Source organism: Bradyrhizobium sp. HKCCYLS3077 (assembly GCF_051167555.1).
Classification (GTDB): domain Bacteria; phylum Pseudomonadota; class Alphaproteobacteria; order Rhizobiales; family Xanthobacteraceae; genus Bradyrhizobium.
Genome location: NZ_JBNPTH010000003.1, coordinates 681,909 through 705,803, shown reverse-complemented (window position 1 = coordinate 705,803; position 23,895 = coordinate 681,909). Strand labels below are relative to the sequence as shown.

Below are 23,895 nucleotides of genomic sequence, written 5' to 3'. Positions count from 1 at the left end.
GCCGAGGAACCAAACAGATTCCTGCCGGTTCAATCCACCTGCAATATTTCTCAATGCCTGAGGCATCGTGCAGACCCACCGAGGGACTGCCAATGACCTTCCCGCATGCGCGTCTTCCCAGACTTCTGTCTGCCTGTCTCGTCACGTTCCGGCGACACCCTGCGCTTACCACTGTTGCTGGCGCGGCTACTGTCTTGGCCGGCACCGCGATCATCAATCGACGGCGTGCTCAGAAGGCGCAGCGCGATAACCCTCCACAAGGGCGTTTTATCGACGTCGGAGGCGTCCAGCTTCACTATCTCGAACGCGGTAGCGGTCGGCCTCTCGTTCTCTTTCACGGCAACGGCAGCATGATCCAGGATTTCCTGTCGAGCGGTCTGATCGATCGCGCAGCTGAAAACTATCGGGTGATCGTGTTCGACCGGCCTGGCTTCGGACATAGCCCCCGCCCTAGGGGCGTCGTTTGGACTGCGGAGGCGCAAGCCGATCTGTTCAAGGCCGCTCTTGATCAATTAGGTGTTCACCGCGCGATCGTGCTTGGGCATTCGTGGGGAGCGTCAGTCGCGGTCGCACTTGCGGTCCGGCACCCGCTTTCGGTTGAAGCCCTCGTACTCGCGTCGGGATACTATTTTCCTACGGCCAGACGCGACGGAGCGGCCTCGTTGCTGCCGGCGATGCCGGGACTTGGGGACATCATCAGCTATACCGCCTCACCGATCGTCGGTCGCTTGATGTGGCCCGTGATGTTGAAAACTTTGTTTGGCCCGCGATCGGCGCCAAGGAAGTTTGCCGGCTTCCCCAAAGAGATGGCCCTGCGGCCGAAGCAGATGCGTGCCAGCGCGGCGGAAGCGGCATTGATGGTTCCCGGCGCATTCTCGGCTGCGAAGACCTATCGCGAAGTTGAGATTCCTACGGTCATCATCTCGGGTGACGAGGATCGTCTGATCGACATAGATGAACAATCAGCCAGGCTTCATGCGGAGATTAAACAGAGCAAATTGCACCGCATCGCGGGGATGGGACATATGATTCACCAATCCGCAATGCCGGACGTGATGGCGGCCATCGACGAAGCTGCTGCTCAGACGCCACATTAGGTGGCGGGAAGTCGCGCAAGGGAGTGCATCGGAGATGTCCATGCCGCACAAGGACTCTCTCTGACGTCGTTACTCATCGAGAACCGGACGATCATCCGGACATGCTCGCGTCTGCCAAAGTGATCACCGGTCGACGCCGTCGAGCTCCATCGCGCGTTACATGCCTCAGCCCTCCTCGGAGAGCCGGACAAAATCCTCGAGCAGCGCTGCCACCAGTGCGCGGTGCCGCGTGTCCTCCGGGGGCAAACTGGCGGCGTAAAGATTGAGCAGATATTGTGCCTTCACCGCGGCCTCCGGCCAGGAGGTGGCCGGCACCGTAATCAGGCGGTTTTCGAGATCGGACTCGCGCTCGCGCGCCTCCCTGACATTGTTCTCGACCTCGGCCAGCGCACGGCGAAGATCCGTTGCCTTCTGGGCGGCCATGCCGCGGTGCTTGTCGAGCTCTACCGGGATGTCGGTCATCAACGGCTCACGTCGGCGCGTTGGGCTTTCGCGAGGTCGGCCGAATTGATCGCGCGCATCTCGGTCGCGCCCTGTACGCCTTTTGAAGGGACCGTGATCATGGTAGCGACCCGGCGCCAGGCCGCGAATGACAGTCCATCAATAAACTCCTCGTCGGTGACAACCTCATAGCAGCCTGCCGGCAACTCGCGTGCAATGCCGCGGATATGGAACGGATGCTTGAATGTGACGGTTTCCCGCCGCGAACGGATGGTCATGCGCACCTACATTTTTGTGAGAGCAGCCTCAACCGGCTTCGGCGATCACGACCATGCGCTTAATACGCGGCAATAGCCAGCACCATCGAGCCATCGGCTCGCGCCGCGCTTTAGTCCTCGCTATTGGCTCCATACAGGCGTAGCGTGGTAATTATCAACGCGTGCCTGCTACGGCCTAGTGACTGAGGGCTACGTGAGCTCCGCCGATCGACCAGTCATTGAAGCAACGCCGCGGTCGTGCCCGCGCAGGAGCATGCGATGACGCATTTTCTGGCCTCGGATCGATAGCTTTTCTGGCCTCGGATCGATCGTTCCAGCAATAGTCGTTTTCGTTTAGCTGTTGCTTCTCGTTTGTGCAGCGGCGCTCCTCCAGGGCCAGCGCAACACGCATTAGGCCTAAATGATTGGTCCAAGGGGAACATGGGATCTCATAGGACCCCTGCTTCGCCAAGGTCCACAATTGCCCCCGGTGAACGTGAATAGTGCTTCGACGAGGTCCGTTCATCTTGGTCAGTGGACGGGGGATGAGTTATGGTTACATCTTCAGTGCGGCTGGCGTTCTCTCGAATTCTCCAGCGAATCGAGCAAACCAGCGCTCAGCGATTCCATCACCGGCATATCCTGGCGCCATCACCCTGAGGACGCGCCTTACCTGAATCAGCGGGAAAGCCAGACAATGTCTTCTCGAGACGTGAGCATGCCCGTATGGCACGAAAAACATCTCCGGGCCGCGACGCGAGCCGCCGGCGTCGCATTGTGGTCTTGGAACGTCGATACCGACGCGGTTACGATGGATGAGGCGGCCTATGAGCTTTGGGATGTTCCCAAGGAAGAACGGACGATTACTTTCGAAATACTGTCCAGGAATATCCACCCTGCCGATCTCGAAAGGGTCAGGTCAGCCTTTTCGGCAACGCGAGCGGTCATTGGCGCCTATGAGATCGACTTTCGTATTTTGATTGCAGGCGATGTTCGCTGGATCTCCGCGCGAGGCCAGGGGGACGATGCCGACATAGCGGAACGAGTTATGTTCGGCATCTTCCTTGATGTTACCCAACGCAAGCAGGCCGAGGAAGCAAATGAGCTATTGGCGGGCGAGATGAGCCATCGGGTCAAGAACCTTCTGACCATTGCCACGGCCCTCACCCGCCTGACGTCCCGCTCGGCCGAAACAAAGGAAGAGATGGCACACGAACTGATCAGTCGCCTCATGGCGCTGGGCCGTGCCCAGGATCTGGTTCGTCGAATTCCCGGTCAGAAGCCAGGGGCCACGCGTCTCGGCGACCTCATCTCCGTCCTGCTCGCACCCTACGACGAAGAGGGCGCGAGTGTTCGCATTCGCGTTTCAGTACCCAAGATGAACGTAGGGGAGAGCTCGAGCACCGCATTAGCCCTCGTGATCCACGAACTGGCGACCAATTCTGCCAAATACGGCGCATTGTCCGTTTCAAGCGGCACCCTGGACGTCTCATGCAATGCGCATGACGACGACGTTGTTGTGATGTGGACCGAGCGCGGCGGCCCACCCGTGGTCCCGCCAACGAAACTGGAGGGCTTTGGAAGCAAGATGGCGCACCGAAGCATGGCTTCGCAGCTCGGCGGCACCATAGCTTTCGATTGGTCAGACGAAGGTGTAGTTGCCGTCCTGCGAATGAGCAAACATCGTCTCGCGGACTAGAGCGCTCTGATCCGGCGCCGGCCTCGTCCCGGACGACGATGCTACGCCGACGTTTTTTGACTTCACCGACGTCCACTCATGCGGTGTCCGATCTGCACTCGGGCGGCGGCAGTCCGACGGTCGCGGTTGCTCGTTTGCTGAAGTAACGCGGTGTGTCGCTCGTCTTCCTCACCCGCTCGTCCCCGATGCTACCGGAAGAACTTGCCAAGTGATCTTCAACCAAAACAGTCAAATGACTGGACGCATTCGAGCAAAACTATCGCATGTTATTGCTCATTTTTTCATCTCAAGCCATCCAGTGAGGATTGCTCGCAGCGAGTAGCGGGCACCGGGAATCAGCGCTCCCGCCTGTCGAACGAGGACGCGGGGGCGATGGAAATGGCGGAATACACCAATTCGGAGCGTCCCCCTCAGTGCGATGATTGCAGGATAGCGACAGCCTTTCGAGCGCGCCTCTTCGATGTGCGCAAGGACGGTTACGTGAAAGTCTACGATTGCCCGACGTGCAAGCGGCTATACTGGGAAGAGTAGGACCGGCGACAGCACTACATTCTGCCGTTGTATACACTTTCGAGCGCGCTATTGCGCCGGCTCGCTCGGCGACGTCGGGATGCCCCGACCCTACGCTCCCGGAGACTTGCAGGCTGGTTCGAAGCCTATCTTGGCGGTCGCTGTTACACATCCGATGCACGAAACACCACTCCGCGAATCGGACGCCTCCTTGCGCAGGGCCGTGATGCAGCAGACGTTCCGATCGTCCACACTTTCGGGCCTAACGCACTCGTCAAGATTTGGACCGATGAACCTATCTAAAGCGCTGGCCTTGATCGATTGGGTACGATGTGGCTGAGATTGATATCGCTAGCGGCTTGGAAGACTGCTATACAGATTGCATCACCGCGCGCAACGTGGCTGTTATCGGTGACTGAGAGCGTTGCGCTCCCGCCTCGAACCAAGAGAAGGCGGTCAGATGTCAGATCCCGACAAATTCGACATTCGTGAGTGGCTCGTACCACCTTTGTTGATACCGCTCTTCCTCGTACTGCTGATTGCTGTGATAGCCATCTTTTAGCGGCACGACCGTCAATTGCCATGCGCCGGTACAGCTATTGGGGCGTTGAGCCAGCTTAGGGCAGACAGGAGACCCAAAATGGCAAATACGGCAATCATCAGGGATGCCTACGGAGTTCCGGCGATCTTCGTTGGTTCGAAGACCGGCCGGGACGATGCGCCGTTTGTTTTCGTGAGGGTCGGAGGTGAGGAGCGGCGGATGCGGTGGTCCGAGTGGGATTCTCTCCCGGCCTGGACCGGCGAGAGTCCCACCTGGGCGAGTAAAGCCAAATAGCCATGGGCTGCTCAGCATGAGGATGGTTCTAACAGGCATATTGACGGCGGCGATCTTGCCGGTATCCGCAACGGGCAGCTTCACGCCAGCGGCTGTTGCCGCGGAGCCGGACTGTCGGGCAATCGAAAGCACCAGCGCCCGCCCTTCCTGTTACCATGCGGCATTTCCTCCAAGAGCCAGGAAGACCGAAGCTGGTAACGACGCATCGTCCGGCTACAGCGATCCATTTCGTGCGGAAGAGGCCAGATCGCCGCGAAGTTCGAGAACATTTGCCGCGGTTGCTGACTTTCGCTTCCAAACATGACTGCCAATTCAAAGGGCCCTAAGATGATGAGCGATGATGCCAAAGACGGCCGATTGGTCCGCAAACGAAGGCGTGCTCTTGATCTGGCCGCCACGGTTTTGGATGGCAAGGCAGACCGCTCCGCGAGTTCCAAGGATCAATCGGCCAGAAAGCAGCGCCTGCTTGATGGACCGGCGGAATTCAAGGAGGTCCGAGTAGATCGTTCGAAGAGGACTCCAGACAAGGCTGAATGACCGAGCTTTATCGCCGCGTAGGGTTGCTCAGCACGCAGAGTGATGGATGGCGCATGCAACATCCGGGATCAAATACACTGTGATCCAGATGATGAATCCGCCTGGTTGGACGTCGTCGTTTGAGCGAGAAGGTCGAGGAGTAGCGATGCTGCGTTTCCGTACCTCGGGATGGATCGTTCCGCCCGTCATCCTTCCCGTGCGCTTTCTGCTGCTCGTCGCAGCGGCTGCGCTATTCCATGGCTAAGCCGATCCGCGTGCCCTACCTCGTCACGGGCACGAACGAATATGGCTGCATCAATCAAGACCGCAGCAGCCCGACTCTCGCGCTGCGGCTCGCGCAGAAACTGCTGCGCGACGGTTACATGGACGTCCGCGTCTGCACGCCGCGCGGCCGGGTGCTGAAATCTGACGAGTTGGACGAACTCACCCCCCAAGACAAACCTCGAAAGGAGACCTACATGGCCAAGGGAGAGCAGCGCGGCAATCGCGAAGCCAAGAAACCGAAGAAGGAGAAGGCCAAGGTGATCGCCGCGGCGCCGAGCCGCAAGGAGGTCGCCTCGCAGTCGGGTTTCGGGCCGGCAAAGAAGAAATAGCTGAAGGTCTCCTCTTACGGGCGTGAATCGGCAATCGTCATAAGCCAAGAGGAATTCGGAAAGAAGCTAGTTGTGAGTAGTCTCCACGACCAATTCCGCGGGGCTATGACGGCGAGTGGGCCGCCACTGGAGCGGTCATCACGCTCACCATGAGCGAGGCGCGACGGTAAGAAGGTCCGTCGTGGTCCCAAGCGGACCTCCACCGCACACGTTGTGACGCCAAGCTGACGTTCTCACCATCTCTCGACGACGGCCCGCTTCTAATCCGATGCCGAAGTTTACTGAGCAGTCCTCGCCGGGTCCAAAAAATGACCGGGGACCGCGTAACGCGGACGCGCGTGTTGAATGCGCTGCCTTGGGGAGGCGAGCTCGGGCGGAAAACGAAACCAGCACAGAATTTCCAAATGAGGAGGGTAATGAATTTCCAAATGCGCGGGCGCGCAAGCCGGCCGCATGTGATTTTGTGTAACAACATCATGGGAGTAGCCTGGCTGGGGCGGGAGGGATCGAACCTCCGAATGGCGGAATCAAAATCCGCTGGCGTCGGCTGTAAAATCAACGCCAATTCTGAATATGGCGCGGATTTCGACCCTAGCAGTTTCAACAGGTTAGCTGGCAATTCAGAAATGTCAGCTACGTCGGAGAGCTATGGGTGACCGCATTCAGCACACCCCCAGCATCAACGCATGACACCGATTTGGAGTAAGCCTGCTCGCAGAACGATTACGCGCAGCCCTGCTGCACTTGGTGCGCTCGGAGAGAACCATCTGTCCGCCAGAAGCGCGCCTCCTGTCCCACTCACGCAACCTCCAGATCCCGTGAAGCACGTTGTCCATCAGAAGAAGTCTCTCTAAGGAGCCGAAGAAGAGGTCGCGTTGCCGCCTTCACGAGCTGGGCAGAACACCGGCTCGCCTAGGGTTGGTTAACGCCGGTGTATCCCAATCTCAGCGAGCGGCCTCGACTTCCTGATGCTCAACCTCCCCGAAGATCGTCACCAACGGCGCTCAACTCGATCGTTTCCAGTACGGCCTCAGCGTCCTCTGAGGAGAGCTCTGGCATAGTAACGATCCCAGTTCCGTTCAACATCGCCTCTCTGCAGGCCTTGGCATAAGCGGCAGCACCGCCGTTTTCTGCGCAATGCTTAACGGCCTTGTATAGGTCAGTCGTTGCGATAAGTGCGGTCCCAGTACTCTGTGCGCTGGCTACACATTTTTCAGTGAACTGGGCTGCACGTTCCTCCGGCGGGGAAAGGCGATAGCCATTGCCGAAGAGAACGCCCTTAGCGGGTAACGTCACTTCATCGCGCTGCAGATCTTCATGGATATTCAAGGAAAGTTGTCGCAGCTTGTCGATATTTATGGCCTTGGAGTCTTTGCCTTCTGCTTCACCTATGAGGCGACCTTCCGCAGCCTCGAACACCACATCGAACTCGGACATGCCCTGCTTAAAAGGCGCTGCCTTGAAGCCAAGTATCTCGAGCGCTTCTACGATCGCGCTTTCAAGGAGCTTGCCTTTCTCATACAGTAGCGCGCGCGAGCTGCCGGCTCGTCTCACCTTCTCAGCAATGTCATCCTTCAGCTTTTGCGCCTCTATGACAGCCTGTTCTGATCTTGCCAACTCGCCGCGCAGCGTCCGTTCCATTGACGTAACATACTGCGCAGCAGACGCCCACCCAGGCTCGGGAGTAACTTCTGAAGACGACTTTAGCGCTTTATCCAGAGCTACGGCAGCCGCCAACATTTTGTGACAGAAGGCTTTCCCTTCCTTGTTCCACACATATTCTCCCGACCGTACACCCAAGAAGCGAGATGCGCGAAACTCCACGTTAGGCAACATAACAAGCGCACCAGACGAGGAGCTTGAACGATTAATAGCTCCGGCAGCCTTATTGCCCACGCGTGTCAGTATTGCAGTGCTGGGTAAGGCTGCATCCCACAGCACTTGATACTCCGACGCCTGACCAAATTCGCTCCAATACGCCGCAAGGATTTCGGCACCGAGTGGCGCAAGCTTCATTTCTTTTCCGACCGCGTTTCCTGGTCGGAAATCAAAGGGCACTGCTACAAAACTGGAATACGTGTCGACGTGCCGAGTACGCTGTGCATTCCGGCCGGTTCCCGAAACCTCTACTGTTCCGGTTGCCGCAAAGACGGTTTCCTCCTGCGGAAGAAAAATAATGACCGTCTTACCATGGTTCACTGCGTCGCGAATTTGGCGCCGCCAGTGTTCACAGCATTCTCGCAATTTGAAGGACTCATCGTCACTCAGACACGGTTTGCCAAGATAGCTTGTAGGCGCCCGCTGGATAAAGTCTGCAATATCAGGCTTGAAAAGGATAATGTCCCAATCCAGAAGCGACGTTTTTGATCGAAAGCTTTCTGAGTGTACGTCCGCAAGCTCGAAACCGACGCAGAGAACTGACTTAGACATAGCGGTTGCCTACCATCGCGATGCAGCCTATCTCGGTGCTGGCCCTTCGTAGGGCTCCGGCCGAAGTTTGCGGTGTTCAGGAACGGCCATCCCCGTTAGATAAGCAACCCAACCGCAGCCGTTACATACAAGAACTTGGCATCGTCCGGGCGACCAAGTTTGGCCCACAAGGACCGACTTGTAGTGACTAGAATAACAATCAGGGCAAAGGCTATGACTCGGCTCGCCGTTGGCCAAATCCGGCCTTAAAGAGTAAACGAGCACGTTTTCTCTTAGCTGGCTTAGCACATATCGCTTCTTGTCTTCGGTCCAGTCCTTAAGCCCTCTCACTTCCTTTTCGAGTTGCTCGACGCGACCGAGCAATTCAGATTGTGCCTGTTGAGCATCAAGGATTTTTTCCTGCAGCAGCAACCTAGCATCGTTCAAGCGAACCCGATCATCGATATCTTTGAGACCTTTTGTGAGATCGAACGCTGACTTCAGCGCCGCCAGGCCCACAGCTACCTCGGCAACCATCCTGCCCTCCTTTGCCTCTGTCTGCCATCGACTATTCCGCTGCCTCACCTGAATCGATTAGGCTCGCGCGAGATTGGCCTTCCTTCCAGCTCCAAGCGGGAACATGCAGCATTCTCGTCGAAAGCGCGCCCTCAGCTTGACCGTTCTCGTCCGACGATCAAGGCAATAAGGGCGACTGCACCGACGTCGAACAGGCTGTTTGCGGTGGAGAAGAACTGCGACATAGCCGCCTGATCTCGGCTCAGGATGGCGGAAGTTAACGCCAGTGCCCCGCAGCCGGCAGTGATAGTGGCAACGAGTAGAGCTAACTGAAAATCCTGTTTCATTCATCCATCCTGCAGGCCACTCAGCTGCAGGGAGATGTTCCGGACAATGAGGAACACCCTCTCAGCAGAACTGAGAAGTTGATTCCTCGAAGGGCCGCCCCAACGAGTAATTTGGGAGATATACACGCTAGCGGAACTATGCCCCGTTGCAACGTTAAGAGTGAGATTTCCACCGAAACTATCGTGCGCAGGCGGGCAAGAAAGGACCCGCATGGGTCCGGTGCTACCCGGACTGGCGTCGCTTCCATCCCTGCGGCGGTGGGACCGCGTCGTGCGCCTTCGCCAATGTCTCAAGCCACGCCGCAACGCTGGCCGGGATGTCGGCCTGATCGGACGCCCACCGGCGAATGAGGCGATCATCGCATTCGAGAATCGCAGCTAGCCCCCGCTGCGTCCAACGCAGCGAGGCCAGACATTCGGTCAGGCGTGCTCCGGTCATGGCCCGAGCAACTTCGTGAAGGCCGCGCCAGCGCCGAACAGGGCGGCACCGGCGGTCATCGCCGTAACGACCAATTGCCACGGAGCGAGCGAAGCGTCGCGCGCAAGCTTGCGTGCCTCCGAAGTGAGCTTGTGCTGTTCGGTGACGAACTTGCGGGTCTCTTCTTGAGCGCGTTCGATTCGTGCGATCTGCTCTTGCTGATCCATCGTGGCGGTCTCGGTCATTCGGGGCTAACCTCTCGTTGGGCCGGGGAAGATCCGCTCAGCCATGTCCGCAATATGCGGACAAGAGGGTTAGCTGTCAAGATCGGAACAACGCCCCGCCTAAAGAATCGACTCGGCATGAAGGTGTGCTTGCGTTGTTACGGTGCGCGATGGGTCTGTGAAGCTCATCCCGAACGACCCTGGGGGAGCCTAGCCGACGCCTGCGATTGCGGCGCGGCGGGAGACCCCTGCCCTCTGTGCAACAACGTCGATGAAGACGCAGTGCCCGAGATGCCTGACGATACGGGATCGTAGAGTTTACCACGAACGACCTCCCAGAACTTTGCTGGCGGACGGTCGAGGTTGGAGAGCCTTTAGCCTGTCGCGCTGCTCGCAAAGCAAGTCCACGCGATCGAGCAGGCGTTGAAGATCGGCTTCTGTAACGGCTGTTGGCCTTCCGGCCTTCTGAAGCGCTAGGAGGTCTCGGCGCAGCCTAGCCACGTTCTTGCGCGTACGCTCGATCTCCAAGCGAATTTGGCCGAGGTCCGGCATCGTCTAACCCTAGTTCGAAGGAAGTGGGAGACAGTAGAACAAAAACAGAACACAGAGTCCAGCGGGGTTTGCCGCTTTCTTCGTTAACCTAGCGGTCTCCGAGAACGCCGCTGCACTACGTCGATGGCCAATGCGCTTTGCCTGGCGCCTGCTGACAGCGTGGGTTCCGGAGACCAAAGGCTAGGCGTGGATCACGCCAGCGGTAATTACATCTTCCCTCTTGTGCTCCAAGGCAGTTTCGGTTGCGTGCCCCCGTCGGCACTGTGATTACCGTAGCCTCTAGGAGCTCTCGTACACGCCCATTCGAGTACCCCTTAGCGTCGTCGTCCCGGTCGCCGAGATCGTCGCAGCAAACGCCGCAACCGAGATCGGGCACGCCGGGCACGTAAACTAAGTCGATGCCCTCGCCTACCCGACCACCGAGGTCATGTTCAAGCTCCTGAGTTTGGGTCGGGACGACCCAAGGATGGCGTTGGGCTATGCCGTGTCCAAGGGCTGCTCCCTGATCGACAAGGGCAACGAGGTTTTCATCGAAGATCTCCCCGCAACTGAACTCCCTTGCGTCCGACCCAAAGGCAAGAGCGCGTGCTTTTGGGTGAACAGGACGTTGCGCGCCACTGACTAGCGATTCGTTTCACATGTCGGCTTGCGGTGTAGCGATGCCATCATAAGCAATGTACGCGTAGGTTTGGGGAGATAGATATGCCACCGGATATTTCGGGGGCGATACCGAGCCGTCGACATTAGAAAACACAACAGTCCCGTCAGGCAAACACTCAGCCTCGGTCGCCTCAATTGTTGTGGCTAGAGTTTCACCGAAAGTCGGCCCAACCTCCCAAAAATCACTCATCGCATTGAGGATACATGAGGAGTAGCCAATCGGAGAAAAGATGTATTGCGTCTGCGAAGAAGAATTGAATATCAGCGTCCCTCCTCCGCCAACTCTAGGAGCCAAGCTCTTAGGCATTACTTTGAGTCCGACCGGCCGACCGGTGGGTTCGTACACCTGCCATTTGCCTTTTGTAGGAGCCATAGGTCAGCCCTCCCAATGTTTCTCTTAATCGAGATTATCAGCACAACCTAAGCAATCAAGCGATTAGAACTTGATCCTCGATCTATCCGTCGCGTTAGCGCGCTAATACTCCCCGTGACTTTAAGCAAGCCGTTTCTCGCTTCTATTGGGGCATTTGGTCGCTGCACTCAGACTAGGGATGGGGCAGTAGCGGACGCCTTAAGGCGCACCTTGCAACGCGCCACGAATCGAAGCCTCACGCTCGCCAGCCTCAATCGCGCCCCTCTTGTTCTTGTCGGTGATCACTTCGGCTTCCCGGTTTGCGTCAACAGAAACTGGTCGAAGCGAGCGCTGATGCGATCCAGCGCGCCGACCAGCCGCTCTTCGATCCGATCGATCAGTTGGACAGTCGCGTATTCCTGCGCGACCTTCTCGCGGAACTGCGCAAGGTCGCGCTCGGTCGCGGCGGCAAGCCGCTGTGCTTCAGCGGCTGCCGCCTTCGCCTCATTGGCAATTGCCTGCCCCGCTTTGGCCGACGCTTCGTTCTTTGCGTGCGACACCGCATTGCGGATTAGAAGCGCCACGACCGCTCCGAAGCCGGTACCGAGCAAACCCATGAGCCATTCGGGGATCGTAATCATTTCGCAGCGGCCGATGCCTTGAGGCGCACGTCGCGCACGTTGGAGCGGGAGACGCGAAGCCGATGATTGGCCTCGATCCGGGCGGCCCGCTCCAGACGCCACGCCACGCGAGCGTCGTCGCCGGGCTTGATCTTTGGAGCGGGCACTTCGTCGAGCACGAGCGTCGACTCGTGGGGCATGGTGAAGCTTGGAGAGGGCCTAACGCTTGCCGTCGTCTGGCAAGCTGTCAGGAAAGTCGCTAGGAATGAGCACGCAAGAAGCGTTAGGGCGCGCCTTGTGGCGTTGGGCATAGTCATCGATTTCGTCCTGAGCTTCCTTGGCGCGGAGCGCCGCTTCATCACGTTGCTTCTGCGCCACTTCGGCAGCTTCGATCGCGAGACGCAGATCGAAGTCCTTCGCGGCGATCACCTCATCTTTCCTCGCGACATCGGCCCGCAGTGCCTTCGCCTCTGCCCGATCGTCGGCCGTCCGGAAGCCGAGAAGGAACGCGAACAGGAAGACGAAGGCATACACGGCGAGCTTCGCCGGGATGACGTACTGTTGCAGTGCCGACAGCTTTGAGAGCACCGGGAAGTGACCGACCAGCATGGCGATCACGATGAACCCGGCGACCAGCAACAGAACGGCATCCGAAGTTGCGATCTGCCACAGCAGATCGCCGAAGCCGAGCTTGTCAGTCATCGACCGAGCGAGCTTAGCCATCATCGCGGTCGAGCCAGAACCACACGCCCAGGCCCACGATGATCACGCCGCCCAGCGCCACGATCACCTTCCAGTCGGTGAGCAGGCCCGTGAAGGACGAGAACGAGAGGCCGGTGAACAGGCCGGTGCCCGCCGTGAGCTTGCTCTTGATGAACGCCTTCAGCTTGCCGGGCTTGGTCGCGCTCTCGTCGTGTACGTCGCACCGCGGTTCGAGGTGGACGTGCTCCTCACCGGACTCGTTGCTGTCCTGCCGCTCACCGCCTTCCGGCGTCTCCATGAGACCAACCGGCTTGTAGGGAAGCGCCGACGCGCGCAACTGATCAAGCGGGTACAGCGGGTTGGTGTCGATCTTCCGGCCCGGCGTAATCATCCAATGCGTGATGATGTCCTCGATCTTGAACTCTTGCGCGAGCGCGAAGCACAGATCGGTGACGGCCGCGATCTGCTCGGGGCTGTAGTGCAGCCAATAGCCCGCACCGTGAGCCGACGTCTTGGCATACTCGACCTTGAGCGACGGGTTCTTGTTCGTGTCGATCGTGCAGATGTCGTTCTCGTAGACGCCGTCCGACACCTTCTGAAGCTTGCCAGGGTTGTCGATCTCGATCCCGATGGCGTAGCTGTTCATGAACTTCAGCCCCTTCCATTGGGACTGACCGGCGTGCCACGCGACCACGTTGAACGGGACGAGCTGGGTGATCTTGCCCTCGCGGCTCACGACGACGTGCGCGGAGACCTTCGCAGCCGGATTGGTTAGCCACGAAATGTCGCCGTCGTCCTTGAGACCGGACGCCGTATCATGGATCACAATGAAGCGCGGCTTCAGCGCGCCGCCGTGGTTTGGGCTTTTCACGAACGGGAACGGTGCCCCGTCACGATAGCCGAGCCCCTTCTTGATGCTGATCGACATGATGCTCTCCAGTTGTTGGAGGCATCATGGCTACTCGCTTCACAGTTGACGGGACCGTTTGGGTCGCCCCAGCGAGACGCATCCGCTCATCTAGGATGGTATCTCGTCGCTTCTATTCTTGCTTCTCGTGCTCAGCCAGACTGAAGTGCAAAGGTCTCCTCTACACCTAATCGCAGACTCTTCATCCTAATTGCTGCCCTTTTTGGTGAGAGCGAAGGGGCATTTTCCGCTGTTGAAAGATCGCAAAACTTCCAACGAGGAGAGCGAGGGCCGTAAATGCGGCTGTCCAAATTGTGACAAGCGTCACGTGGACCATGACGATGGAGCCATTGGTCCATAGGCGCGAGGCAACGTATCCAGCTTCATTCATCTCGTCCGCCCCGAGCAACGGACATTTTGCTGGATAGGAGGCCTGCGCAATTTGAGTACAATAGAAACCTCGCACCATTCTTTCGGAAGTTCCGGACAATTGAAATGTGAATCCGAGCAACACAACGATGTAGATCGCGCTAAGACTGAAGAGCGCCAAGAAACTTGCGACCACAATTCGATTGACGACGCGTTTGGGCGAATTTCGAAATATTTGAAACACTAGAAGGAGAACTGCAAGCTGAGCGATAGCTGTTACTGCCGCTATCTGTTTCGGCCAAGGAGGCGCCAACTCTGAAAGAGAAGCAGCGAAGGGCATAATGGAGATCGCCACAGCCCAAGCGAACAGTTTTTTATAGTCCTCTAGGACGACATATAACTCATCGAGCCCTCTTGCCATTTCGCAGTCCTATTTTGCAACCATCCAAGTCTTCGCTGTGTCGGGCATCGAACTAAAGTCCTTTCGAGATATGAATGAAGGACCGTTGCTCCAGCTGATTTCGTAATAGTAGGCGCCGACAACAGTAATCTCCTCACCGTCCGAAACCTTGGTCCATTGGTCACATTCTTTGAAGGAGCTGGCTTTCACGCCTTGCTTGTCGCAAAAGGAATAGAAGAGAGACGGAATCATTTTGACTACCCCTCCCTTCGGATTCGTCACGACCTTCAATGTAAGCTCACTCCAACCGCCGCAAGCGACTTCCCAAGAAATCGATGGTAAGGTTGGCCGCGTGGTGCGAAATTCTAGAAGCTTGTCTTGGGCTTGTTTCGCAAGTTCCACGTATTCGAGGTCTTTCAACCGCTTTCCTTGCTCCAATCCTTGTAAAAGCTTTTTCTCGAACGTACCGACTACGGGTTGCCATATTTCGCGTGGATAACCGGCCCATTCGAGAGTCAACGATGCGAGCCGGACTTCCGCAGCAAGGACTGCAAGGTCCGATGTGAGATTATCGCCGCTAAACATGGAGGTGACTGCGCCAACACACGAAGTTAGCTCATAACTTCTTGATGCCCTTGGTTTACCAGAATATATTACTTTCTTCCATTCTTGCGCGACCGCTTGCTTCATAATCCCATACTGTCCCAGCGTATCCGAGCGGACAAGCGCAACAGAAGTTTGCCCAATGCACGGCTGCGTGCTTCCAAGAAGTGCAAAAACCAGAAAGAGATTTGATCTCATTCTTCATCCAAAAGATGCAGAGCGACAAAATTATCCAAGCTGCTTTAACGATCCAGATGATCTTAAATTGCATTCCCTAGGTTCGCAACGGTCTACCGCGGAATGTTTCGCTCGATAGCTTGTTGCTATGAGGAATTGAGAAGCAATATACTTGCAGATCGGCCATCTTACCGCCCACTGCAATACAAAATTTGGTTCGCGTCAAACGAGTTCGATAGGGCCTAGTGCCGCCGCCTATTCCGCCCCCCACCCGTCACCGGTTTCGCTCGTGGTCTCGGAAGAGATGCGGGTAAGTAGCCCCGAGCTATTCAGCGAATGCGTCACGGACTTGATAGTGTAGCTGCCGTCGCAGTCAGGATCGAAGCCGACCGCCGTCAGGCCAGCACCGGCAAACATCTCTGTCCGGCCGGGGAAGCTAGCCGCAAAGACCTTCTCGCCGCGAGCGAGCGCGCCCTTGGTCGCTTTCGCCTGGGCTTCCGCTTCTTCCTTGGTCTTGAAGAGCTTGCGCACGCGATGCTTCGGCCCGTTGCGGCCACCGCTCCCGCCGCCTGCCCCGCTCGCCTTGACCCACTCGCGCTCACCCTTCTTGATATTGTGCCAGGCCGCCTCGACCGACTCGTAATCGCCGCGCGTTGAGCCCGTGCAGTCCCAATCCGTTTGCCCGGTCTCGGTCAGCATGAAGGTCGGGGCCGCGCCGCCGCTCGGAAGTTGCCCGGAGCCCGCCTTGTTGAAGATGACCGTGTCGTTCGCCAGCTTGAAGTTTCCGCCGACGCGGCCCGCGAGGCGCGTGAGGAAGTTAAGATCGGACTCGTTGGACTGGTCAAGATGGCCTGGTTTGATGCTGCCCAGCTCACCGGCCACGATCGCACGCAGGCCGTTGCGCCCGGCGATGTACTGCACGATCTCTTCGATGCTCTTCTCGTGATAGGAGCGCGACTTCGGGGCCTTGATTTCCGTGGTCAGACCGGCGGCCTTGGCCGAAACGGTCATGATCTTCGGCCGCCCCTTCTTCGTCCACGAGTCGATCTGATACGAGCCCATGAAATTGATGCCGCTCTCGACGAAGCCGAGCCATACTTGCAGCTTCGAGCCCTTGCCCGGCGATGGAATATACTCGCGGTTGTCAAGCTCCAGCTCGCACGAGTCGGACTTCTTGCCCTCGTTGTCCTGAATGGTAAGGGAGAGCAGCGGGCCGCCGCCGTTGCCGATTGCTGGGATGAGGCCGCCAGGAATGCCCACACCGCCACCGAGCAGCGGCATTCCGAAGGGGGCCGGAATTAGGTTTGCCGTAATGTCCCTGCCGTCGAGGACTACGCGTGCAGCAGGCGTCACGACCAAATCCTCGCGGCTGCCGAGACCTTCTTCGGGGTGTACGCCGGGATGACGATCGTGAGGCCCTGGGGCAGCCGCGTTCCCCCTGCGGCAAGGCCCTGGTTGGCGCGCAGGATCGCTTCGGTCGCTCCGTGCGTGACGCCGAACCGGCTCCAGGCGATCATGTCAACCGTATCGCCCTCGATCGTGGTGTAGGTCTCGGCCATCAGGCGTAGGCCCCCAGCTCTACGGTGAACTCGATCTTGCGCGGCGCGCCGTCCGACATGAAGGTCTCCATGCCCTCTTTGACCTTCTCGATGCAGTAGAAGCCGAGATAGCGGCCGAAGCCGGTGATCAGCGGGAGCGGCTGCCCGAGACCGGCTTGCGCGCGCATCATATCCATCTGCCGCAAACCGCCGCGATAGTGCGGGAAAATCACGCCATCGACCGTGATCGTGTCCTCGCCGGGTCCGACGTATTGCTTGGCCGGGGCCATGCCAATGCGATCCGTGGCAGGCCACCGCCATTCAGAAGACCGCTCGAACTTCTGATAGGCGGCGGTCGAGACCGAGAAGCGAAACGCGCCGAGCGCGAGCATCACCGAACTTTGCATGATCAATCACTCAAGAGGCCGCGCTGCTCGGATTCGAGCCGGGCAAAGGCGGCATAGACGGCTTCTTCGGCGGCCCGGCGGACTTCAGCCGGATCGCCGCCCTTGACGGTGATGTTGACCTCCGCGCGCTGGGACCGGGAGACCATTCCGCCCACACCCGCCGCTGAAGACGACGCGGCAACCGCAGCCGCGCCGCTCGCGTTGAGGCGGCGCAGCGTTGCGTTCGTCTCGATCCGGCCGCTCGCGCCGGGCACGAACAGCTCGGGACCGCGCTCGCCGACAAGGTACGGTTTGCCGTAGCTCACCGGGCCGCCCATGGCGCGAGCGCCTGCGATCGAGGCCGGAGCCCCGCCCTCAGTCGCGCCATACTTGCCGCTGAAAAGCCCTTTGATGGAACTCCCGAGGTTGCCAATCTTTTCGATGGCGGTACCGACCCAGCCGACCAACGTCTGGATCGCCGAGATGACCTTGTTGACGCCTTCGGCCGCCACGCCGCCGACCGTTTCGCCCCAGGTCCGCCACTTCGTTCCGCTCTCATCGAGCGGACCAAGCAACTGCCCGAGCCAATTCACGACGCTCCCGAGCCCGCTGGCGAGCTTGTTGATGCCCTCCCCCGCTGGACCCAGCCCCTTCATGAAGCCCTCACCGAAGCCCGCGAAGAAGGATTTGAGGCCATCCCAATTGTTGTAGACCCACACACCGAGCGCGGTCAGCGCGGCCACCAACGCGGTGATGATCAGACCGACCGGGTTGGCAACCAGGCCCCACATGGCAAGGCCGATCGCGCGGAGCGCCGTGACCGGGAACAGCAAGATCGCCTTGCCCAGCGCCATCAGACCGCCGCCCGCGACGGACAGCCCGGCAAGCGCGATCGTTGACCAGCGCAACATCGACATCGCGGCCAGGGCGACGCGAGTGCGGGCCGCGAACGCGAGCATGATGGCACCGCCCCGAACAAGGCCGCCCGACAGCAATGCGATAGCACCGACCAACATACGCGAGGACGCGAGCGCCAGCATCATGGTTGCGCTCAAGCCCCGCATAGCGAACAGGGCCACGCGACCGACTGCACCCAGCACATAGAGAAGCGGTCCGGCGGCGGCAGCCGCAGCGGAGAGATACAGGCCCGTCTTGAGCAAGCCGGGGGATGACGCGGCCATGCCCTTCATCAGGTTCTCGAGCCACTTCATGCCGTTGAGGATGTCCGGCATGACCAGCTCGGTCAGCGTGTTCCGAAGGCACTTGTAGGCCGAGTCGAGTTCCAGAATGGACTTCGGGAGCCCCTGATACGAGACCTCCCACGTCTTTGCGGCATAGCCTTTGACGTTCTCCGACACATCCTTCAGAATTTCTTCGAGGTTCTGCGAAAGCAGCGCCAACATGCGGACCGACTGGCGCCCCTCGAACATGTTGGCGAGATCGCCTTGGGTCGCCCCCTTCGATTTCAGATCCCTTGCAAGCTTCAGAAGATCGATTTCGGAACCTGCCGTGGTGAACGTGTCATCCACCGCCTCCATGATCGCGCTCATGTCCTGCGCGCTCTTAGTGCCGAGCTTCGCCACGACAGCATCATAGATCGCCTTGCGCTGCTTATCGGGCGCCCCCTTGTTTGCGTTGAGCACCTTGTCGAGCACCTTGGGGTCGATGTCATAGCCCGACGCCGCCAGACCGGCGCTTACGTTCGCCCCGGTGCGATTGCCCTGATTCACATAGTCCGAATACTGGAGACCCAGCTTCGCCATCGTGGCACGCCCCGCCTTTGTTGGCTTGACCATGCGGACGTAAGCCGAGCGCAGCGCGACGCCCGATTCAGAATTGAGGATGCCAGCCTTTGCCATGGCGATGATCATGGCGTTGGTCTGCTCGACCGAGTTGCCAGCCGCTGCGGCGGCAGCGCCGACGTACCGGAACGACTGCGCCATATCCTTCGTGCTGGCACTGGTCTTCAGCGCGCCATACACCAAGTTGTCCACGATGCGCTGTGTGCTCGCCGCCGCGTCCTCAGTGGACTTCATTCCGAGCTTGTATTGCGTGGCAAGTTTCGTGACGTAGCCGCCCAGCTCCGCGCCGCTCATGTCTTCGGCCGTGGTCGCGCCCTGCAAGACGGTCTCGATCGCGCCTTTGGCGGCATCAACGCTGAAGCCCGCCTTCAGAAGCTCGTTGAAGGTCTTCATGATCTCGGTGGCGTCGCCGTACTTTGCGGCAATGGCGTCGGCGTAGGCCACGATCTCTTTGCGCGCCTTCGTGCGCTGCTCCGGCGTCATCCCGTCGAGGCCAATGGATTCGAGCGTGTTACCCACCTTTGCGCGCTCGTTGGCAGCTTTGATCGCCTCGACGCCCAAGAGCCCGGCGGGAACCGTGACGCCGAAGGTCGCATTGCGCCCGGTCCGCTGGACCTTGGACATCAACTTCGACGTCTCTGCAATGTGCTTGTTGACGGCCAAGAACGGCGCGTTCATGCGCGCGCCCACGGTAGCGAGCGAAGCACCCAGGCCGTTAATCTGGGCCTTCGCAGCGCTAACAGCGGCGTTGAGGCTCGGACTGACCTTGCCACCGATATTGACGAATACCGAGAAGCCGGTCGCCATCTACTTCGCCTTCATCGCCTTGTTGATGTCGGCCTGAAGCTCAGTTGCTGCTTCAAGCCATTCATAGAAGTCGTCGAGGAACATCTCTTCGACCTCGCTGATCGTGATGCCGCCTTTGGTCAGCCGAACAAGCGTCAATATCGCCTTGCGGAGATCGCTTAGCTCGACTGACCCCCACGAAAAGCATCGAGCTGATCGCCCAGCTTCTTCGCGTCATATTCGTCGAGTTCGTCGATCACGTTCGGCGCGACGCCGCACAGATCGGCCAGGAGCAGCACGCCGCGGTCCGCGTCGTGGCCCTTGAACTTGGCGGCCTTCTTCGAGTCCTTGGTCTTCGGCCGACGCATGGTCAGGCTCGAATACTTCACGCCGTCCACTTCGATCGGAAAGTCGAGAGTGATCGGGGCTTCCGCCCGCATATCGGGCTGCTTCTCTTCGTCGCTCACTGCATAATTCTCCCGTTGATAGCTCGAAGAGACTAGCCCGTGCGCTCGCGCGTAGAGGGGCTAGTCTCGCCGCCTTACATGCCCATCGCTGCCCGGATCGAGGCGAGTTGATCCACGCCGTTGACGATGCGGATCATGTTGTCTACGTCGATCTCGATGGCGACGATGTCGCCGATCTGGACCTTGACGTAGCGAAGCGTCATCTCGGCTTCGTTCGGCGTCATGTCACCGGCTTTCCAGCTCCCAAGGGTGTTGCCCTTGAAACCCCCGTGCAGATCGACCACCATCGCGACGGCGGCCTCGCCGTCACGCTGAAGAGCGCCACGGAGCTGCACGCGCGCAGCATTGCCGTCCATGTTGCCGAACAGCCCGAGAATCTGCGTGTTGTACTCGCCGAAGGTGAACTTGGCGGTCATGACCTCCAAGCCCATGTCGAGTTCGACGGGAGCGTCCATGCCGCCCCCGCGATACTCCTCCGTCTTCACTTGGAAGTCCGGCAGCTCGACTTCGGCAACGCGACCGGCCCAGCCGGTCCCGTTGACGAAAGTGTTAAAGTTGCGAAGTACGCGCGGGATCATCTCTTTTCCCCGTTATGCGAAGAGGTTGCGGATGTAGTCGGAGACGAGATGCGACCGGAAGGTCACGCGCTCGGCCGGATACGGCGGGGTGAAGTCATAGGAGAAGGTGACATGACCATCGGTGATGTCGGCCTCCGTGTTGAACTCCGGATCGACCCAGCAGTCGCCGCCAAGGATCGCGCCCTTGGTCTTCAACTGCCGCATGTACGCCTTCACGGACGCGACCACGTCGTCGAGATAGTTCTTGGTGATCGAGCGATCGACCGCCCAGCGGTGAGCCTTCGCGATCGAGATGTCGATCATGTCGGCCGTCCGCGACACGGACAGGAAGGCGAACTTCAGGTCAGCCGAGCAGGTACGGTTGCCCCACAGATACCAGCCGTCGTCGCGGATGAACGTCGCGATCTGGTTTTCGTTGAGGATGTTCGCGCGACTGTTCTTGTCGCCATAGGCGTAGTCGATCGGCCGCGAGATGCCGGCGATGCCGTAGACTTCCTTGTTGGACGGCGACTCCCAAAAGCCCGAGTTGTTGTCCACGCGAGAGATCAGACCGGCGACGCGGGCTCCAGGGCATAGGTGTTCGACTTCACCGACCACCCCGACACCTTGGGATCGACGATGAACACGCGACGGGTGCCGTGGTCGTTGCGATAGGCGAAGGCGGCCGAGTCCGTGGTCGCCGGACCATCTGCGATGATGTGCGCCTTCATGCCGTCCGCGAGCTGCTTCAGCTCCCCGACCACCGGGTTCGCCGAAGCGCCGGTCTGGATCGTGATCGCCGCCCCGGTGCCGTCGCCGGTGATCGTCGCGGTGATCGGCGACACGATGCCATAGCCCAGCGACTTGAAGTCGAGGCCGGTCACCTTGCCGTTGGTCAGGATCACGGTCGCGGACGGGAGCACCGCGCCCACGCCGCCGCCGGTGAAGACGACCTCCGCGTGGGTGTAGCCGTTGCCCTGAGACATGACGGTGTGACCGCTCACGCCGATCGGGCGCTGATGGGAGAAGCCCGGCGCGATGAAGATCATCGGCGCAACGCCGCACTCGGCCTCCGCAGCGCGCAGGACGTGAACGCCGGTGAATGCGCCGGTGTCGGCATCCACTCCGCCGATCACCTTCGAAAGCTGCTCGTTCTCGTGCTCCACCTCCGCGACGCGGATCACGACGATCAGAGCGCCGCCCTGATCGTAAATTGCGTCGATAGCTTGCGGCAGGGTGCCGGTCGTGCCGATCATCGCAGCGGCCTGCCGACGATTGACGAGAACCGGAAAGTCGAGCGGGAACGCGACTTCGTTCGCTCCGGGGGCGGTACCGATCAATCCGATGACGGACGAGCGGACGGTCTGGATCGGCCGGGGGCCGGAGTCAACGACGACAGTCTCGACGCCGTGCAGAAAATCGGTAAGGGACATATGTGTGCTCTCAATCCTCGAAGCATTGGGATTGAGAGCACCGTAGGAAGCGCCCGCTTAGTTGTCGGGACCGTTCCAGTAGCCTTTCAGACGAGCGCAGCAGCGCGAATTAGTATCGCGTCAACGTCGGCTTCGCTCAGGCTCATGGCAGCGATGATGATCTGCGCGAGCGGGTCCGCGCGCTTGATCTCAATCGCCAAATCCCATTCTTCCTGCACGCCCGCGTTGGAAGCCATCAGCGCCTTCGCCTCGTTCCAACGCCCAATTTCACCAAGCGCGCGCTTGAGCCCGAGCTTGCTGGCGGACGCAGGAACGAAGACCGGAGCCGGGGCGGCGGGCGGTGCCGAGAGCGTGTGACCGTCCCATGTCCAATCTGCCGAGGCGTCCTCGTTCTGAACGGCGATGACGCCTTCGGAAAAGCCCGGCGGCGGATTGCTGGGCGGCTCTTCGTATTCAATGACGGTGAGGACCGATTTCGTCGCAGTGTCGATGATTGCAAAGCGAGACATTAGCCGTAGAACTCCTCAATGATGATGCAGCCGTTTCCGCCCGTACCGCCTGCATAGCCGTTCGATCCGGCGCTGCCCCCGCCCCCGCCAACACCGATCGCGTAGCTCGTGGCTGTTGGGTTCACGATCCACTTCTCGGCATAGCCTCCAGCACCGCCCCCACCGCCACTGAAGCCACCACTGACGTAGCCGCCGCCACCGCTGCCGCCTGCGCCGGGGCAGTTAGGCGAATAGCCGCCAGCGTTGGGCCATGCACTCACAGCGCCGCCGCCGAACACAGAAGGCGCACCCGTATGACTGAAGGGGTTGCTAACAGCACCGGCACCCGCTCCGTTAGATGCAGGACCGTTTGCACCCGAGATGTTGATATCGCCGCCCGATGCGCCGCCACCACTGACGAGGCCAGCGCCTGAACCTCCGCCACCGGCGCCCCCGGTACAGGCAATCGAGCCGAAGGTCGTGGTGCCGCCAGCGCCGCCAGCACCGCCGTTACCAGCGGAGTTCGCGCTCCCCCCACCGCCACCGCCAGCGCCTTGGACGCGCACCCTCCAAGCAACCGCTCCGGCCGAGGGGGAGAACGTGCCCGAGCCACTCGTCAGTATGGAGACGGTCACCTTCCGGCCGAGGGCCAAGATGTTGTTCCGGGCGTTTTGCGCCTGCGCTGCACTGAGCCCCTGCGCCGCGTCGTACCGCACAAGGTTCGTGATCAGCGACCCGTCCGCCGCCGGATATTTCGCGTTTGCATCGAACTGCACGATCTTGTTCGCGCCAGTCCCAACTGAGCTGGTAGCCACCTTGCCCGCCAAAGCAGTCGCGACGGACGAACTCAGATTGTTGATGTTGGTCTGAAGAGTGGTGTCCGCGTTCTCGGCTGCCGTCTTGTTCGAGTTCACCGTCCCTTGGAGTGTAGCTAGCGCGTCCGACACGACGCTCACCGCCGCCGAGATCATTGCCGCGACCCTGGCAACGACCGGCACCCGGTTCGTGGCCGTGCCGGCACTCGCTTCCGCCGCAGTCGCGAGGCGGACGCTACCGAAGATCGTCTCGGACGCAACCACGTTCCGCTCTTCAAGCTCGGTCACGTCGTCGCTGATCATCGCAATCGCGTTGCGGATGCGGGTTGCATCGTCGCGCGCGATGTTGTCGGGGTTCGGCAGCGGGTAGCCCCGCTGCGTGGTCTCGTCAGTCATCT

29 protein-coding genes and 1 pseudogene are annotated in these 23,895 nt (G+C 59.7%); 5 read left to right on the top strand and 25 right to left on the bottom strand.

The annotated features are described in order from the left end of the window. Positions 1-194 precede the first annotated feature (194 nt). The gene (locus ACQR0Z_RS15190; protein WP_434919137.1) at positions 195-1,097 is read left to right on the top strand and encodes an alpha/beta fold hydrolase; all 903 of its coding nucleotides are present in this window, start codon (positions 195-197) and stop codon (positions 1,095-1,097) included. A 165-nt stretch (positions 1,098-1,262) separates the two neighbouring features. On the opposite strand, the gene ACQR0Z_RS15185 is transcribed toward ACQR0Z_RS15190, so the two are convergent. After that, positions 1,263-1,559, bottom strand: coding sequence for a hypothetical protein (locus tag ACQR0Z_RS15185; RefSeq protein ID WP_434919136.1), 297 nt, complete (start codon positions 1,557-1,559; stop codon positions 1,263-1,265). Further along, the gene (locus ACQR0Z_RS15180) at positions 1,559-1,816 is read right to left on the bottom strand and encodes a hypothetical protein (RefSeq protein ID WP_434856879.1); all 258 of its coding nucleotides are present in this window, start codon (positions 1,814-1,816) and stop codon (positions 1,559-1,561) included. The genes ACQR0Z_RS15185 and ACQR0Z_RS15180 overlap by 1 nt, the downstream gene beginning before the upstream one ends. Positions 1,817-2,513: 697 nt before the next feature. On the opposite strand from ACQR0Z_RS15180, the gene ACQR0Z_RS15175 reads away from it, so the two are divergent. Continuing rightward, positions 2,514-3,494 carry a sensor histidine kinase gene (locus ACQR0Z_RS15175; RefSeq protein ID WP_434856880.1) on the top strand — a complete coding sequence of 327 codons (981 nt, stop codon included), beginning with the start codon at positions 2,514-2,516 and terminating at the stop codon, positions 3,492-3,494. 550 nt (positions 3,495-4,044) lie between these two features. Next, positions 4,045-4,307 (top strand): annotated as a pseudogene (locus tag ACQR0Z_RS15170) (transglutaminase family protein); the annotation flags it as partial. A gap of 160 nt (positions 4,308-4,467) precedes the next feature. Here ACQR0Z_RS15170 and ACQR0Z_RS15165 read toward each other — a convergent pair. Further along, on the bottom strand, positions 4,468-4,923 hold the full coding sequence (locus ACQR0Z_RS15165) for a hypothetical protein (protein ID WP_434919135.1): 456 nt from the start codon (positions 4,921-4,923) through the stop codon (positions 4,468-4,470). Between the two features lie 243 nt (positions 4,924-5,166). Here ACQR0Z_RS15165 and ACQR0Z_RS15160 point away from each other — a divergent pair, with 243 nt between their 5' ends. Both ACQR0Z_RS15160 and ACQR0Z_RS15155 read left to right on the top strand, forming a co-directional pair. Further along, on the top strand, positions 5,167-5,376 hold the full coding sequence (locus ACQR0Z_RS15160) for a hypothetical protein (RefSeq protein WP_434919134.1): 210 nt from the start codon (positions 5,167-5,169) through the stop codon (positions 5,374-5,376). Between the two features lie 254 nt (positions 5,377-5,630). Continuing rightward, entirely contained in the window at positions 5,631-5,969 is a 339-nt protein-coding gene (locus ACQR0Z_RS15155) for a hypothetical protein (RefSeq protein ID WP_434919133.1), read from the top strand. A gap of 972 nt (positions 5,970-6,941) precedes the next feature. Here the strand turns inward: ACQR0Z_RS15155 and ACQR0Z_RS15150 are convergent. The 22 genes from ACQR0Z_RS15150 to ACQR0Z_RS15045 all read right to left on the bottom strand — a co-directional run bounded on the left by ACQR0Z_RS15150 (position 6,942) and on the right by ACQR0Z_RS15045 (position 23,893). Continuing rightward, complete coding sequence (locus tag ACQR0Z_RS15150) at positions 6,942-8,399, bottom strand: hypothetical protein (RefSeq protein WP_434919132.1); 1,458 nt, start codon at positions 8,397-8,399, stop codon at positions 6,942-6,944. Positions 8,400-8,426: 27 nt separating this feature from the next. Next, complete coding sequence (locus ACQR0Z_RS15145; RefSeq protein ID WP_434919131.1) at positions 8,427-8,915, bottom strand: hypothetical protein; 489 nt, start codon at positions 8,913-8,915, stop codon at positions 8,427-8,429. A gap of 131 nt (positions 8,916-9,046) precedes the next feature. Continuing rightward, positions 9,047-9,241 (bottom strand): hypothetical protein, encoded by a 195-nt coding sequence (locus ACQR0Z_RS15140; RefSeq protein ID WP_434919130.1) that lies wholly within the window; start codon positions 9,239-9,241, stop codon positions 9,047-9,049. Positions 9,242-9,676: 435 nt separating this feature from the next. Further along, positions 9,677-9,904: a hypothetical protein gene (locus tag ACQR0Z_RS15135; RefSeq protein ID WP_434919129.1), complete on the bottom strand. Its 228-nt coding sequence runs from the start codon at positions 9,902-9,904 to the stop codon at positions 9,677-9,679. Positions 9,905-11,069: 1,165 nt separating this feature from the next. Continuing rightward, on the bottom strand, positions 11,070-11,468 hold the full coding sequence (locus ACQR0Z_RS15130) for a hypothetical protein (protein WP_434919128.1): 399 nt from the start codon (positions 11,466-11,468) through the stop codon (positions 11,070-11,072). 281 nt (positions 11,469-11,749) lie between these two features. Further along, the gene (locus ACQR0Z_RS15125; protein ID WP_434919127.1) at positions 11,750-12,064 is read right to left on the bottom strand and encodes a hypothetical protein; all 315 of its coding nucleotides are present in this window, start codon (positions 12,062-12,064) and stop codon (positions 11,750-11,752) included. 20 nt (positions 12,065-12,084) lie between these two features. Then, positions 12,085-12,246, bottom strand: a complete 162-nt coding sequence (locus tag ACQR0Z_RS15120; RefSeq protein WP_434919126.1) for a hypothetical protein — start codon at positions 12,244-12,246, stop codon at positions 12,085-12,087. A gap of 40 nt (positions 12,247-12,286) precedes the next feature. Next, on the bottom strand, positions 12,287-12,769 hold the full coding sequence (locus ACQR0Z_RS15115; protein WP_434919125.1) for a hypothetical protein: 483 nt from the start codon (positions 12,767-12,769) through the stop codon (positions 12,287-12,289). Positions 12,770-12,782: 13 nt separating this feature from the next. Further along, positions 12,783-13,697 carry an N-acetylmuramoyl-L-alanine amidase gene (locus ACQR0Z_RS15110; protein WP_434919124.1) on the bottom strand — a complete coding sequence of 305 codons (915 nt, stop codon included), beginning with the start codon at positions 13,695-13,697 and terminating at the stop codon, positions 12,783-12,785. A 181-nt stretch (positions 13,698-13,878) separates the two neighbouring features. Then, the gene (locus ACQR0Z_RS15105) at positions 13,879-14,466 is read right to left on the bottom strand and encodes a hypothetical protein (RefSeq protein WP_434919123.1); all 588 of its coding nucleotides are present in this window, start codon (positions 14,464-14,466) and stop codon (positions 13,879-13,881) included. Between the two features lie 9 nt (positions 14,467-14,475). Then, positions 14,476-15,246 (bottom strand): hypothetical protein, encoded by a 771-nt coding sequence (locus ACQR0Z_RS15100; RefSeq protein ID WP_434919122.1) that lies wholly within the window; start codon positions 15,244-15,246, stop codon positions 14,476-14,478. Positions 15,247-15,480: 234 nt separating this feature from the next. Further along, on the bottom strand, positions 15,481-16,578 hold the full coding sequence (locus tag ACQR0Z_RS15095) for a phage late control D family protein (protein WP_434919121.1): 1,098 nt from the start codon (positions 16,576-16,578) through the stop codon (positions 15,481-15,483). Further along, on the bottom strand, positions 16,575-16,784 hold the full coding sequence (locus ACQR0Z_RS15090; protein WP_434919120.1) for a tail protein X: 210 nt from the start codon (positions 16,782-16,784) through the stop codon (positions 16,575-16,577). The genes ACQR0Z_RS15095 and ACQR0Z_RS15090 overlap by 4 nt, the downstream gene beginning before the upstream one ends. Beyond that, positions 16,784-17,155 (bottom strand): phage tail protein, encoded by a 372-nt coding sequence (locus ACQR0Z_RS15085; protein ID WP_434919321.1) that lies wholly within the window; start codon positions 17,153-17,155, stop codon positions 16,784-16,786. Before ACQR0Z_RS15085 ends, ACQR0Z_RS15090 begins: the two co-directional genes overlap by 1 nt. A 17-nt stretch (positions 17,156-17,172) precedes the next feature. Beyond that, a complete protein-coding gene (locus tag ACQR0Z_RS15080; protein ID WP_434919119.1) occupies positions 17,173-19,758 on the bottom strand; it encodes a phage tail tape measure protein in 2,586 nt (861 codons plus the stop codon). Further along, the gene (locus tag ACQR0Z_RS15075) at positions 19,759-19,896 is read right to left on the bottom strand and encodes a hypothetical protein (protein ID WP_434919118.1); all 138 of its coding nucleotides are present in this window, start codon (positions 19,894-19,896) and stop codon (positions 19,759-19,761) included. Between the two features lie 20 nt (positions 19,897-19,916). Then, a complete protein-coding gene (locus ACQR0Z_RS15070) occupies positions 19,917-20,204 on the bottom strand; it encodes a phage tail assembly protein (RefSeq protein WP_315741061.1) in 288 nt (95 codons plus the stop codon). 74 nt (positions 20,205-20,278) lie between these two features. Beyond that, positions 20,279-20,782 (bottom strand): phage major tail tube protein, encoded by a 504-nt coding sequence (locus ACQR0Z_RS15065; protein ID WP_434919117.1) that lies wholly within the window; start codon positions 20,780-20,782, stop codon positions 20,279-20,281. Between the two features lie 12 nt (positions 20,783-20,794). Next, the gene (locus tag ACQR0Z_RS15060) at positions 20,795-21,319 is read right to left on the bottom strand and encodes a phage tail sheath family protein (protein WP_434919116.1); all 525 of its coding nucleotides are present in this window, start codon (positions 21,317-21,319) and stop codon (positions 20,795-20,797) included. An 8-nt stretch (positions 21,320-21,327) separates the two neighbouring features. After that, positions 21,328-22,194 carry a hypothetical protein gene (locus tag ACQR0Z_RS15055; RefSeq protein WP_434919115.1) on the bottom strand — a complete coding sequence of 289 codons (867 nt, stop codon included), beginning with the start codon at positions 22,192-22,194 and terminating at the stop codon, positions 21,328-21,330. An 86-nt stretch (positions 22,195-22,280) separates the two neighbouring features. After that, a complete protein-coding gene (locus ACQR0Z_RS15050; protein ID WP_434919114.1) occupies positions 22,281-22,703 on the bottom strand; it encodes a hypothetical protein in 423 nt (140 codons plus the stop codon). Then, complete coding sequence (locus ACQR0Z_RS15045; RefSeq protein WP_434919113.1) at positions 22,703-23,893, bottom strand: hypothetical protein; 1,191 nt, start codon at positions 23,891-23,893, stop codon at positions 22,703-22,705. Before ACQR0Z_RS15045 ends, ACQR0Z_RS15050 begins: the two co-directional genes overlap by 1 nt. Between the last annotated feature and the right edge of the window lie 2 nt (positions 23,894-23,895).

Coding starts and splice junctions, on each gene's coding strand:
- ACQR0Z_RS15185 (WP_434919136.1), bottom strand. CDS start 1,559: ATGACCGACATCCCGGTAGAGCTCGACAAGCACCGCGGCATGGCCGCC.
- ACQR0Z_RS15180 (WP_434856879.1), bottom strand. CDS start 1,816: ATGACCATCCGTTCGCGGCGGGAAACCGTCACATTCAAGCATCCGTTC.
- ACQR0Z_RS15175 (WP_434856880.1), top strand. CDS start 2,514: ATGCCCGTATGGCACGAAAAACATCTCCGGGCCGCGACGCGAGCCGCC.
- ACQR0Z_RS15160 (WP_434919134.1), top strand. CDS start 5,167: ATGATGAGCGATGATGCCAAAGACGGCCGATTGGTCCGCAAACGAAGG.
- ACQR0Z_RS15150 (WP_434919132.1), bottom strand. CDS start 8,399: ATGTCTAAGTCAGTTCTCTGCGTCGGTTTCGAGCTTGCGGACGTACAC.
- ACQR0Z_RS15145 (WP_434919131.1), bottom strand. CDS start 8,915: ATGGTTGCCGAGGTAGCTGTGGGCCTGGCGGCGCTGAAGTCAGCGTTC.
- ACQR0Z_RS15140 (WP_434919130.1), bottom strand. CDS start 9,241: ATGAAACAGGATTTTCAGTTAGCTCTACTCGTTGCCACTATCACTGCC.
- ACQR0Z_RS15135 (WP_434919129.1), bottom strand. CDS start 9,904: ATGACCGAGACCGCCACGATGGATCAGCAAGAGCAGATCGCACGAATC.
- ACQR0Z_RS15130 (WP_434919128.1), bottom strand. CDS start 11,468: ATGGCTCCTACAAAAGGCAAATGGCAGGTGTACGAACCCACCGGTCGG.
- ACQR0Z_RS15125 (WP_434919127.1), bottom strand. CDS start 12,064: ATGGGTTTGCTCGGTACCGGCTTCGGAGCGGTCGTGGCGCTTCTAATC.
- ACQR0Z_RS15115 (WP_434919125.1), bottom strand. CDS start 12,769: ATGACTGACAAGCTCGGCTTCGGCGATCTGCTGTGGCAGATCGCAACT.
- ACQR0Z_RS15110 (WP_434919124.1), bottom strand. CDS start 13,697: ATGTCGATCAGCATCAAGAAGGGGCTCGGCTATCGTGACGGGGCACCG.
- ACQR0Z_RS15105 (WP_434919123.1), bottom strand. CDS start 14,466: ATGGCAAGAGGGCTCGATGAGTTATATGTCGTCCTAGAGGACTATAAA.
- ACQR0Z_RS15100 (WP_434919122.1), bottom strand. CDS start 15,246: ATGAGATCAAATCTCTTTCTGGTTTTTGCACTTCTTGGAAGCACGCAG.
- ACQR0Z_RS15090 (WP_434919120.1), bottom strand. CDS start 16,784: ATGGCCGAGACCTACACCACGATCGAGGGCGATACGGTTGACATGATC.
- ACQR0Z_RS15085 (WP_434919321.1), bottom strand. CDS start 17,155: ATGCTCGCGCTCGGCGCGTTTCGCTTCTCGGTCTCGACCGCCGCCTAT.
- ACQR0Z_RS15080 (WP_434919119.1), bottom strand. CDS start 19,758: ATGGCGACCGGCTTCTCGGTATTCGTCAATATCGGTGGCAAGGTCAGT.
- ACQR0Z_RS15065 (WP_434919117.1), bottom strand. CDS start 20,782: ATGATCCCGCGCGTACTTCGCAACTTTAACACTTTCGTCAACGGGACC.
- ACQR0Z_RS15055 (WP_434919115.1), bottom strand. CDS start 22,194: ATGTCCCTTACCGATTTTCTGCACGGCGTCGAGACTGTCGTCGTTGAC.
- ACQR0Z_RS15050 (WP_434919114.1), bottom strand. CDS start 22,703: ATGTCTCGCTTTGCAATCATCGACACTGCGACGAAATCGGTCCTCACC.
- ACQR0Z_RS15045 (WP_434919113.1), bottom strand. CDS start 23,893: ATGACTGACGAGACCACGCAGCGGGGCTACCCGCTGCCGAACCCCGAC.